The sequence below is a fragment of the Gordonia sp. (in: high G+C Gram-positive bacteria) genome, from assembly GCF_020438995.1.
In the GTDB taxonomy this organism is placed as follows: Bacteria; Actinomycetota; Actinomycetes; order Mycobacteriales; family Mycobacteriaceae; genus Gordonia.
In genome coordinates, this window is record NZ_JAGQTN010000272.1 from 1 (window position 1) to 11,560 (window position 11,560).

An 11,560-nucleotide genomic window follows, 5' to 3' on the forward strand; every position below is an offset into this window, starting at 1 on the left:
CCACCGGTCGGATCGGCCGATGCGACACCCGCACCGCCCAGACCCACGGCCATCGCCGCCACCGTCGCCAATGCCGCCGACCGCACACCGATCATGCGACGAGTTCCCCACAACCCAGCCATATACTCACTACCCTCCGCGAACCGATACGCGATATCACATATCCGGGAGGACAATAGCAGTTGTCGGCGTCACATCATACGGATGTCCCGATTTGTATGACCCGAATCGGACTATTCACACGCGACGCCGTCGCCGTCCCGGTCCAGTTTGCGTGAATAGCCCGGTTGCCCTGCATAGATCGGATCGGCCCCGGCGGCCCGGACCGCCGAGCAGTTGGCGTAGTAGACACTGCCGCCGCTGTCGGGAACCTCTGTCGTCTCGGGCACGACCGTCGGTTCCGGAACGACCGTCATTTCGGGGGTGACCGTCTCCTCGACGGGGAGCTCGACCACCCGGTTCGGGGTCCGGATGGGTGTGTCGGTCGTCGTCGTCGGCGTACGTGTCCGGGTCCGGGTCCGTTCGGTCTCGGTGGCTCGTTCGGTCTCGGTGGTCCGGGCGGGGGCCTCGCTCGACGTGGTCGAAGATTCCGTGATCGTCGCGCCGCAGGTCTCGAGGACCCGTTGCATCGCCGACTTCTCCGCGGTTGTCACCCAGAGGCGATATTTGGTCTTGACGTCGATCTGCCGCGACACGTACGTGCATCGGTACGACTTCTTGGGCGGCAGCCACGTCGCCGCGTCACCGTCGCTCTTGCGCGAGTTGGTGGGTCCGTCGGTGGGTTGCAGGTTGATCGGGTCGTTGGCGAGGTCGCGGCGTTCGTCGGCCGACAGTTTCTGCGCACCCTTCTGCCAGGCGTCCGACAGGGCCACGATGTGATCGATCTGCACCGCGGACGAGGACTTCTCGCCGCGCACGAACTCGATGTCGCGGCCGGTGTACGGATCGCGCAGCGTGCCCGACAGAACGACGCAGTCGCGAGTGCCGGGCTTGAAGGTGACGTCGTCGAGACCCTTGAGCATGTCGTTGCGGGTGTCGCAGCCGTTGTGGCCGCCCTCGACATCGACGTCGTCGGACCAGCGGCTGCCGAACTCGTCGCGGCTGTAGCCGGTCTTCGGAGCGCGGCCCTTGACGTCGAGTTCGTCGAGCTTGCCCAACGCCACCATCGCCTCGCGGCCCTGCATCCGGGTGCCGGTGGCCACCGCCGACGGACTGGCCGACGACGAACTCGACGAGGTGGTCGGCGGCGTTGTGGTGGTCGAGGACCCGGCGACGGTGTCGACGGTGCCCGCATCGTCATCCGGGGAACCGACAAGCCCCGCGACGACGATCAGCCCGACGACGGCCGCGCCCACGACCGCGAGCCACTTCCATTTCGGTGACCGGCGGCGCGGCGCACCCGGTGCACCACCGGTGACCGGCGACGGCGGCGGATACGGCGACGCACCGTCCTCATCTGCGAAGCCGTCGGTCCATCCCGACCCGTCCCACCAGCGCATCCGGCCACTGCCCGCCGGATCGGCAAACCATCCCGCCCCCGGCAAACCCGATGACATCTCTCGCACCCACTCCACTCTCACACCCACGCCACTCGCGGGCCATTCCGCACCGGCACCAGGTTCTGTACCGTCGTAGGCGCCAGAATTGTTACACAGGCACGGCAGCCGCCCGGGTGTCATCCGCTTCAACGATGTCCGGTCTTTCCGTGTTCGCATAGAGTGGCGTCTGTTGAATGTCGGCACGACAGACGTCGGCATCACACCGTCGGCACCACACACCACCACATCAACGGAAGGCTATACACAATGGGCGTGAGCCTGAGCAAGGGCGGAAATGTCTCGCTGACCAAGGAGGCCCCCGGCCTCACCGCGGTCTCGATCGGCCTCGGCTGGGACATCCGGACCACCACCGGCACCGACTTCGACCTCGACGCCAGCGCCATCGCGCTCGGCCCGGACAAGAAGGTGCTGTCCGATAATCACTTCGTGTTCTTCAACAACCTGCGTTCGCCGGAAGGCTCGATCGAGCACCTCGGCGACAACCTGACCGGCAGCGGCGACGGTGACGACGAGGTCATCAACGTCGACCTCGCGGGCACCCCCCCGACCATCGACTCGATCGTCTTCCCCGTGTCGATCTACGACGCCGAGGCCCGCTCGCAGTCGTTCGGGCAGGTCCGCAACGCCTACATCCGCGTTCTCAACCAGGCCAACGGCCAGGAGATCGCCCGCTACGACCTGAGCGAGGACGCCTCCACCGAGACCGCGATGGTCTTCGGCGAGCTGTACCGCAACGGCGCCGACTGGAAGTTCCGGGCCATCGGCCAGGGCTACGCCTCCGGCCTGCGCGGTATCGCCCAGGACTTCGGCGTCAACGTCTGACACCGCACCTCCCGGCCGGCGAGACTTCCCGTGCCCGGGTCCGGCACTCATTCAGTGCCGGGTCTGGGCACGGGAGCGCTCGCCGGTCACTCCCTCCGCAGCGTTGCGGACAACCGCTCCATCCCCGCGCGTTCACCGCGCACTTCCTGTTGCCCGCATGAAAGGCCCCGCGAACTCTCGTGGTTCTACGAATATTCGGCCTCTCCTTCGCCATCACGATCGTCTCGCTGATCGTCGCGTTCCTGTATGGCGGACCGGAGGCCCTGCTCCTCACCCTGATCCTCGGCATTCTCGAGGTCAGCCTGTCCTTCGACAACGCGGTCATCAACGCCACCGTGCTGCGCCGGATGAGCGAGTTCTGGCAGAAAATCTTCCTCACGGTCGGTGTGCTCATCGCCGTGTTCGGTATGCGTCTGGTCTTCCCGCTCGCCATCGTGTGGCTCACTGCCGGCCTCGATCCGGCCAAAGCCCTCGACCTGGCACTCAACCCGCCGGCCAACGACGCCGCGCACTTCGCCGACGGCTCACCGAGCTACGAAACGATCATCACCGACGCGCATCCGCAGATCGCGGCGTTCGGCGGCATGTTCCTGCTGATGCTGTTCCTCGGCTTCATCCTGGAGGAGAAAGAACTCACCTGGCTCACCTGGATCGAACGTCCGCTGGAGAAGATCGGCAAACTCGACCAGCTTGAGATCGTGCTGGCGATCGGCCTGCTGGTGGTCACCGCCGAATGGATCGCCCCCGACGACAAGCGCGCCACCGTCATGGTCGCCGGCGCGCTCGGCCTGATCACCTACGTCGTGGTCAACGGACTCGGCGAACTGTTCCACACCGATCAGTTCGAAGAGGACGACGAGGACGAGGCCACCGAAGACGCGAAGCCCGCTCGCAGCGGCCCGAGCGACCTGGCCAAGGCCACAGGCAAGGCCGGCTTCTTCCTGTTCCTCTACCTTGAGGTGCTCGACGCGTCGTTCTCGTTCGACGGTGTCATCGGCGCGTTCGCCATCACCGCCGATCCGATCATCATCGCGCTGGGCCTGGGCCTGATCGGCGCCATGTTCGTGCGTTCGCTGACGGTGTACCTGGTCCGCCAGGGCACCCTGTCGGAGTACGTGTACCTCGAACACGGTGCACACTGGGCGATCGGTGCGCTCGCGCTGATCCTGCTGTACTCCATCGGTACCCACGTGCCCGAGGTCGTCACCGGCCTCATCGGCGTGGTGCTGATCGGCGCGGCGCTCGTCTCGAGCATCATCCGCCGCCGCAACGAGCAGGCCAAGGAACTCACCGCGGCCTGACGCACGCATCGCGGTCACACATGAACGTCCCGCCCGGATTCGTCCGGGCGGGACGTTCATGTCTGCTCAGGAGGTGGTGACGCCGAAGCTCGCGACCGTCGCGACGAGATCGGGGTACTCGGTGCCTTCGGCCCAGAACTTCCAGGTGTCCGATTCGCGTGCCAGACGCCCGTAGACCACCGACCGGGCGTTGGGCATGCCCGAGTTGAGATTGTAGTCGGCGAGCACCTCGCCGCCGCGCCGCACGGTGATCCGGGCACCGGGTACCCGACCGAAACCGACCGCGGCGTCGTACACCGTGACCGCGACCGCGACCTGCGCGACCTGCGGGTCCATGCCGGCCAGATCGATCGTCAGGGTCTGCTCGGAGTCCTGCTTGCTGAAGCCGACCGTCCCGTCGGGAGTCACTGCGTTGTTGAAATAGACGAAGTGCTGGTTGGAGATGACCTTGCCGTCGCGGTCCAGCGCGTAGCCGGACATATCGGCGTCGTAGCCGAGCGAGGCGTCGGCGTCGACCCCGACGGTGACGGTGACCCTGTCCCGCCCTGCGCCCGGCTTGCGGCGCCGGTCCCGCGTCATATCTATCGCCATGTGCGCGTCTCCCTCACCGGATAACCCCGCGTCACCGGATAACCCCGCGGTAGGCCAGGACCCATCTGATCGGGTCCAGGCACCGGAACGGTGAGATGCCACTGCGGTGCAGCTTTTCGCCCACCGGCGGCATCCCGAGCGCCGATACCGCGAAGTATCTGTTCTCGTAGTACTGCCCGGTGACCGGGTTGCGCAGTGTCCGGAGCATCGGGCCCGCATGCAGTCGCTGCAGCAGACTCACCACCTCGGCATGCAGCAGATCGCCGTCATGCTCGTTGTACTCGGCCGGAATCAGCCCGGGATCGCGGTTGAACGCGGCGCCCGGGTTGGCCATCACCCGCCCCCACGAGCTCTGTTCCACTTTCGACAATGCTTGCAGCGCATCGAATTTCGACAGCACGAGGCCGATCTTGGGGTTGCCGTGACCGATCAGCGCCATCACCTTGCGCAGCACGTCGCCGGGGTCGCCGCCGATCAGGTTGGTGGGCGGCACCAGATCCAGGAGTTGGTCGGAGATGTCGCGCACCCGCAGCGGGTCGAACAGGAACAGCACGGCGTGCGCCTGACCGAAGAACTCCCACGACGGCCCGCCGGTGTCCGCGTTCTCCAGATCCTCCCCGGCCACGTCCCGGATGACGAGGAACTGCTGTCGCTCGCCCCAGAACCCGATGTTGAAGATGAGGGGCGGCTGATGTGCGGCCGATGCTGCGGCCGGGGTGGCGGCGGCGATCCCACGTTCCTCGAACAGCGGCCGCTCGTAGTTGGCGGCGTAGGTTCGCTCGGTCACCGCGTCGGCGGGGGTGACTTCCGTGTCAACGGCCTCCAGGAACTTCTTGAGCTGCTTGATCAGCACGGCTATGTACACGGTCTTGCCGGTGTAGCGGGCCCCGGCCATCGCGATGCAGGTGGCATCGCCCCAGCGCCAGTGCTGCGGCAGTTCGTAGTGGCAGCGCGGGCACACCTCGACGACATGAGTGACGTCCCCGGGCACCGGCGACCAGGTGTGGTCGGCGTCCGGCGGCCGTCGGGCGGTACTCACGGTGCGGGTGTGTACATCGCCGGCCGCGTACCGGGAGGCGACCGGGTTGAGTTCGACGCGTGTGTCGGCGCTGTCCGTCCAGGCGAACTCGTCGTCGGGAAGATCGTGAAAACAGCGGGGGCACTTGATCATCGGGCGGCTCCGAGGTGTCCGGTCCGACCGGACGCGGCGAGCAGTCCGGCGACCACCCGCGAGACGAGTTGTGGCTGCCCGGACAGGAATTCGCGGCCGTCCACACCGGGCGGCGGCAGCGGGCAGATCGCACCCGCGAAACCTGGCCGCGCCGACACCGTCGTGGAGTCCGAAAGCACCAGGGCCACAATGCCTTTGTTGAGGTCGACCACCCCGGTGCCGTGAGTGACCACCACGGTCAGCCCCGACCTGTCGAACGGGCTGATCGCCGCGTTCACATCCACCGAGTAACCGAATCCCGACGCCGGCGGCCGTCCGAGATGCTCACCGAGTTCGCCACCGCTGAAAGCGTTCTGCCCTGCGCCGGAGGGGCCCGGAGTGGTGAGAGCGACCGGCTGCCCACCCGAGAGGACCGCCGCCAGACCGGCCACGATGTCGCCGGCCGCGGCCACCATACCGGATGCGTACAACGACGCCATCGACACCGAGGTGTCGACGACGCAGCCGACGCTCACCTGATCGTCCTCGTCGACCTGATCGCGATGCAGCACCCCACGGCAGGCCGCCCGCGCCTGTGCGGCGACCGGCGGCAGCGGGGCATCGGGCACGGCGAGTTTGGTGGTGACGCTCACCGCGGCAGCGCCGGCGGGCACGAGCGTGGCCAGCTCGATGAAACTCAGGCCCGACACGTCGCGGGGTGTCAGCGCGATGACATCGGCACCCATGTCGGCCGGGTCGTCCGGGCCGAGCGTCACATGCAGGACCGTCCCCTGGTCGAACCGGTCCCGGCCGTCGGGCACTGCCGAGACCACCGTCTCCTCGTCGACGCGCGGCAGAATCAGCAGGCCGGCGGTGTGCTGGACCACCCGGACGGTCCGCCCGCCCCGGCCCTGTGCCAGCAGCCGGGCGCCACCGGTCTGGCCCCCGTCACCGATGCCGACCGATCCGGCGACGATCAGCGTTACGGCGATCGGCCTGCGCGGCAATTCCGCGGAAGCCTTGCCGTCGAGTACGAATGTGGCCATCAGCGTGGCTCCTTCCGGCTTCGGGGCGGCTGCCCCCCATCACGTACGGGATTGCCCTCACGTGCGGTGACACGAAACTCCTTGAGCCAGTCCCTGGCCGCGGCCGGATACTCGGCGAAGAACCGCTCGGCCCGCGCCGCGTACCCGCGCGCGAGGACCGGCCACACCGCATCACGCAGCGCGGTCACCGATGCGGGCAGCGGATAGCCATCGGCGGCCAGTGTCTCGATGATCCGGTCCGACCAGGTCGCCAGGCCCGGAACGTCGATCAGTGTGCGCACCGGCGGTTTTCCGTCGATGCGGCCGAGCAGCGACTGGGCCACCAGCAGGTCCACGTCGACGATGCCACGGCGGATCAGGTGCAGCAGGAACGGCGACACGTACCGGCGATCCGGGGTGAGTGCCCCCAGCGACGGTGTCCCCGGCCCCGACGGCGGTGCCCAGGGCTCACCTGCGAGCTGACCGACCACATATCCGGTACAGATGGCCAGGGCCAGGTCGGGTGCGCAGCGCCGCTCCGAAACGATGCCCTCCGTCACGCAGATCTCCACCGCCGCAAGCAATTCGGCGCGTGTCAGGGGCACACTGTCCGGTTCGGTGCACAATCGGCGCAGCATCGCGGCGGCGAGCGTCCCGTCGGTGATCCCGGCCTCCCGGACGTGCCCACGATCACCGGCGATGACCTGTTCGAACAGTCGGTGATCGGCCGGCCCGGTCAGCACCGGTGCACGCAGCAACGCCGAGCCCGTCCGGGCGGGCTCCCGGCTCGACCAATCCAGCAGATCCTCGACATCAGGACATTCGAGACCGACGATCCCGGCGACGACTGCGCGACAGTCCTCGTCGCTGTAACGGTCCGAGGAGAGAGTGAACTCTATTGCCGCCGTGGCCCATTCGCGCCGGACAGCGCGATCGGCCTGCGCGGTCTCCGGGGCCGCGAGCACCTGCACCGCGGCGAAAGGATACAGATACGCGTCGGCCGGGGTGGGGTTGGCCGGCACCGGAATCACCTGTCCGGCAATATCACCCGAACCGGCGGGGGCGTCCTCGAAGATCCACGACCACCCGGCGAAGCGGATCGACCGCAGATAGTCGACCGGATACTGGGCAAGTATCGGACGCAGATAGCGCGCCCGTACGTCAGGCCCGATGATGTGCACGCCGAAGTTGCCGGGCCAGCGATCGGGCGGCGCCCAGAAGAAGTCCCGGAGCCCGCCGGCGTCCAGAGCCGCGGCGAGTTCGCCGGTGACCCTGGTGAATTCGCTTCCACGCCGGCCCACCCTGTCGATGACCTCGGCCAGTCGCAGACCCTCGATCATTTGTTCGGCGGGTTCGGCCGATCCGCTTCGGGCGGCCAGTTCGGCGATGCGTTCGTCGAGCGCGGGACGCAGCGCGGCCAGGTCGACCGCCCGCGCATCCGGCACCGATTCCACAGGCCCCCAGGCGATCCACTGGGCATCGGCGAGCGCAGCGGTCAGGAACTGCGCACCGATCGCCTCCACCGGCCTGCTGTTCCGGTGCGCCTCGACGAACCTGGTCAAGAGTTGGTCGGCGGTCAGCGGGTGGCTCATGCGGGCCTTGCCGACGCGTTGCGCCGCCCATGGCACTCGATCCACGCCGTCGGGTGCGTCGTCGGCGATCACCTTGAGCGCATCGGCATGGAACTCGGCCAGATCCGCATCCTCCTCGACGGCGATCGCCAACGGCCACAACGGCGTCAGCGTGTCGTCGGCGAACTCCTCCGAGATCTGCTCACAGCGGGCGAGTACCCGGATCGCGATCTCCTCGTCGGCCAGTACCCCCTCGGCGAGCGTCGAGAGCACGCCGACCGGCACCTGTCCCCGGGCCACCCGGTGCACCGAGCCCAGGTCGCCGAGGTCGGGCACCTCGCTCTCGTCGATGACGACCGCTCCGGCCGGTCGGCCGGGCTCCGGCTCGGCGCCGTGGGCCATCGCGATCAGGTGCACACCACGGCTGACGTCGATCTCGGCGTAGTCGGGGCCGTCGTGGGTGGTCCACGAGAACCCCTGCGTAACCTGAAGCGGCAGAAAGAAACTCACCGCCGCAATCCACTGGGCCGAGTTCTCGTGGCCGTCGGTCAGCAGCACCACCGATGGTCCGCCGGAGATCGCCTGGGCGACAGCGTCGAGCAGCACCCGGAACACCCCCTGACGGTCGATGTCGCGGCCGAGCAGAAACTCCACTGCCGACACCACATTGATGTCGGGGTTGGGCCGCGGCAGCTCCGGACCCGCGAGGGTGGCCGCGGCCACGTGCGCCTGCCCGTAAGGCACCAGCCAGTCCGGCGAACGCCAGCGGACGATGGGCCGGTCGGCGCGCGCGGCGATCGGCCGCCGGTCCAGCGCCACGTGCGCGAACACGTTGCCGGGCCGCCCCGAGGCATCGCGACCGGCGTCGACGGTGTGCCAGTAGGCACCCACCCCGCCGATCACCTGATAGCTCAATCTCCTGGGGCGAGAATCGATCTGGTCCTGATCGGGAAACCGCGGCAGCCGCGGCTCGAGATCGAATGCCGTGACGATTCGCTTGACCAGGCTCTCCCGCTCGCTCTGGGACAGGTGCCCGGTGACCTCTTTGATCTGCCACCCGCCCGGACCCGTGCCGGTATCGAAACTGGTGTATGTCAACTGGGCGGCAGAGCGCGCTGCCGCGGCCGGCCGCGGCGTGGTGACGGGTGCCTTCGTGCTGTCCATGACCGGGCTACCTCTGCATTCCGGGCGTCTGGTGTGGTTGCGGGGACCGGTCCGGGATGAACAGGTGATTCATCGGCGGGTCGAAGAGCGCGACCGCGCGGGGCCGCCGGGTGTCGGTGGCGAACAATCGTAGATAGCCGCGTAGCCCGCTGGTGTCGAACGTCCACTCCGTACCGATGGCCCGGCCCTCCTTGAGGACTCCGTTGAACCGGCAATGCGGCACCGAACCGGTCGGTGAATCGAGCAGAATCGCTTGTCCGTCCTGCGGTTCGAGAGGCAGCCGCTGCTGATTGTTCACCAGCACCAGCGCCGGCGGTGATTCGATGTCGTTGTGCGACCGCAGAATCAGCCGCAACCGTCGCGATCCGGGGGCCACCGTGTCGAACCAGTAATCGAGGCGTTCGAGACCCGGATATGCCAACGAGGTGATCTCGCCGCGGATTGTCTCACCACGCGAATAGGCCACCGGCACAAGACAAACCTGGCATCCCGACCAGTGCAGCAGACGTGGCCGGAAGGTGAGCGCGCCGTCGCGTTCGTGGACCTGCTTGGTGATCTCCGCCGCCGGATGCTGCGCGCATACCTGCTCCGGCGGCAACGACATCGAGCCGACGAACGCCTGCACTGCCGCTGCCCCCGCCGGCCAGCCGAAGGTGGCGAGCTGGGTGTGATACCGCTCGACGATCCGCGGTTCTTGCACCGCGGCAAGGGGTCTGGTGTGCACACGGGTGGTGCCGACCCGGACCCGGTTGCCCGACACCGTGACCGGCGTGATGTAGGCGCGTTCCCAGTTGGGCGGCCAGATGACCCCGACCATCTGCGATCGCTCCGGATCGAGCGCGACGATCGGATCCTTGATGAGGTTACCGTCGACGAATCCCTCTGCGGCGATGACGGATTCGTCCCGGTCCTCACTGCCCAGGCCGGCGGTCGGCTCGGCGGGGAACCGGTAGATCCGTACATTCTGACCCGCATCCGGTGTGGTCCAGCGCAATCCGAAGGTACTACGGTCCTCGCCCATCTCCACATGCAGATCGGTGATGGGCTTGAGCTCCACGGGCACAAGGATTTCCAGCTGCCGTGGCCGGGACAGCCGGACCGTGCCGGCGAGGTCGACCTCGGCGACGGCCCGGTACAGGAACCGGCGTCCGCGGGCGGCGCCGGTATCGACGAAGCCGGTCAGGTTGGGTGCGCCCACACAGATCTGGTTACGCGGATTGCCGACCGCCGGCCCCGAACCGTCGAGCGGAATCCGGAACACCTGCACCGCACGGGTTCCCGGAAACACCGTCCACCGCCCGATGATCCGGCCACCGTCCTCGGTGAGGGTCATCGAGTCGACGGGGCTCACCTCGTGGCCGACCGCCCACCGCACCGGCTGCTGTGCGCATGCCGACGCCACGTCGGCGCCGACATGGCACCACACCTCGAACAGCCGCACCGCCGAACTCAGGAACCGGCCGTCGGCCAGGGATGTCGATGACGTCGCGGCCAGGAGCTCGCCGGCCTCGGGCCGGTAGATCGACGGCGGAGCGGCACCGGACCCGTCCGCCGACACCACCCGGTACACGACCACCTCACCGGCCCGCGCGGGCCACGGATTCCACGACAGTGCAACACCGTCGGCGTCCGGGGCGATAGTGATCCGGCCCGGTTCGACGTCGGTCTCGGGATAGTCGTAGTCGCAGAAGTCGGCGTGTGTCAGATTCAGCACGCCGCCTTGTGTACGCGGTTCCGACGGTGCCGGACGCGTCTGTGCGGGGACGGGTTCGGGTGGCCGCGAAATGGCGGGCACGGGCGACGTGCGCGGTGCGGTCGGTGTATCCGGTTCCGGCTCACCGAATCGGGCGAACACCGCGGCGATCTCGCCGGCCAGCCCTTTGGCCTGGCCGGGCAGTTTCACCCGGATGACGTCCTCGCCGGTCTGGTTGTACTTGACCAGGTTGCGCAGGGTGATGTCCTTGATGGCCTCCGCACCGTCGACACCGGCGGCGATCTGCGCGGACCGCCAGTCGATGAGCGCCTGGAAGATCAGGGTCTCGCGGTCGACGACCCGGGGTTCGGGCTCCGGCTCTGACGGCAGCACCTCAGCCGGGAATGCCTGAGCCGGTGGTACGCCCGGTGGCGTGCGCAGTGCGTCGGGCAGGAACTCGACGGCCGCCGCCGCGACCACCCCGAGACGCACCTGGAGAAGCAGGTGGTCGACGGTCGGGCGCCAGGCCAGTTCCACCGGGTCCGTCCCCGCCCGCCACCAATCGGCGGGACTACGCGAGATCTCCACCAACCGCGCCGGGTCCGGTACCGTCAGGCCCCGGTCGGCGGCCTCACGCGACCACCGGATCAGGACGTCGAGGTTGCCGTCGTTGCCGGAAGTCAT

At 68.1% G+C, this 11,560-nt stretch carries 8 protein-coding genes; 2 read left to right on the plus strand and 6 right to left on the minus strand.

All coding sequences use genetic code 11. The features are described from left to right. Nucleotides 1-233 precede the first annotated feature (233 nt). Nucleotides 234-1,565, minus strand: coding sequence for a DUF1524 domain-containing protein (locus KDB67_RS18985; RefSeq protein WP_291019213.1), 1,332 nt, complete (start codon nt 1,563-1,565; stop codon nt 234-236). A gap of 240 nt (nt 1,566-1,805) precedes the next feature. Between KDB67_RS18985 and KDB67_RS18990 the strand changes: the two genes are divergently transcribed. Next, nucleotides 1,806-2,381 carry a TerD family protein gene (locus KDB67_RS18990; RefSeq protein ID WP_291019216.1) on the plus strand — a complete coding sequence of 192 codons (576 nt, stop codon included), beginning with the start codon at nt 1,806-1,808 and terminating at the stop codon, nt 2,379-2,381. 179 nt (nt 2,382-2,560) lie between these two features. After that, a complete protein-coding gene (locus tag KDB67_RS18995; RefSeq protein WP_291019219.1) occupies nt 2,561-3,682 on the plus strand; it encodes a DUF475 domain-containing protein in 1,122 nt (373 codons plus the stop codon). 66 nt (nt 3,683-3,748) lie between these two features. On the opposite strand, the gene KDB67_RS19000 is transcribed toward KDB67_RS18995, so the two are convergent. From KDB67_RS19000 to KDB67_RS19020, 5 genes are read right to left on the minus strand one after another with little or no spacing between them, the layout of a single operon-like run. Further along, a complete protein-coding gene (locus KDB67_RS19000; RefSeq protein WP_291019221.1) occupies nt 3,749-4,273 on the minus strand; it encodes a TerD family protein in 525 nt (174 codons plus the stop codon). 31 nt (nt 4,274-4,304) lie between these two features. After that, the gene (locus KDB67_RS19005; RefSeq protein ID WP_291019223.1) at nt 4,305-5,444 is read right to left on the minus strand and encodes a hypothetical protein; all 1,140 of its coding nucleotides are present in this window, start codon (nt 5,442-5,444) and stop codon (nt 4,305-4,307) included. Continuing rightward, nucleotides 5,441-6,469 (minus strand): hypothetical protein, encoded by a 1,029-nt coding sequence (locus KDB67_RS19010; RefSeq protein ID WP_291019225.1) that lies wholly within the window; start codon nt 6,467-6,469, stop codon nt 5,441-5,443. The genes KDB67_RS19005 and KDB67_RS19010 overlap by 4 nt, the downstream gene beginning before the upstream one ends. Further along, nucleotides 6,469-9,183, minus strand: coding sequence for a hypothetical protein (locus KDB67_RS19015; RefSeq protein WP_291019228.1), 2,715 nt, complete (start codon nt 9,181-9,183; stop codon nt 6,469-6,471). Before KDB67_RS19015 ends, KDB67_RS19010 begins: the two co-directional genes overlap by 1 nt. Before the next feature lie 7 nt (nt 9,184-9,190). Then, nucleotides 9,191-11,560 (minus strand): hypothetical protein, encoded by a 2,370-nt coding sequence (locus KDB67_RS19020; protein WP_291019231.1) that lies wholly within the window; start codon nt 11,558-11,560, stop codon nt 9,191-9,193.

Bases quoted from the DNA above. Each gene is read 5' to 3' on its own strand.
- KDB67_RS18990 (WP_291019216.1), top strand. From the start codon at position 1,806: ATGGGCGTGAGCCTGAGCAAGGGCGGAAATGTCTCGCTGACCAAGGAG.
- KDB67_RS19000 (WP_291019221.1), bottom strand. From the start codon at position 4,273: ATGGCGATAGATATGACGCGGGACCGGCGCCGCAAGCCGGGCGCAGGG.
- KDB67_RS19005 (WP_291019223.1), bottom strand. From the start codon at position 5,444: ATGATCAAGTGCCCCCGCTGTTTTCACGATCTTCCCGACGACGAGTTC.
- KDB67_RS19010 (WP_291019225.1), bottom strand. From the start codon at position 6,469: ATGGCCACATTCGTACTCGACGGCAAGGCTTCCGCGGAATTGCCGCGC.
- KDB67_RS19015 (WP_291019228.1), bottom strand. From the start codon at position 9,183: ATGGACAGCACGAAGGCACCCGTCACCACGCCGCGGCCGGCCGCGGCA.
- KDB67_RS19020 (WP_291019231.1), bottom strand. From the start codon at position 11,560: ATGACTTCCGGCAACGACGGCAACCTCGACGTCCTGATCCGGTGGTCG.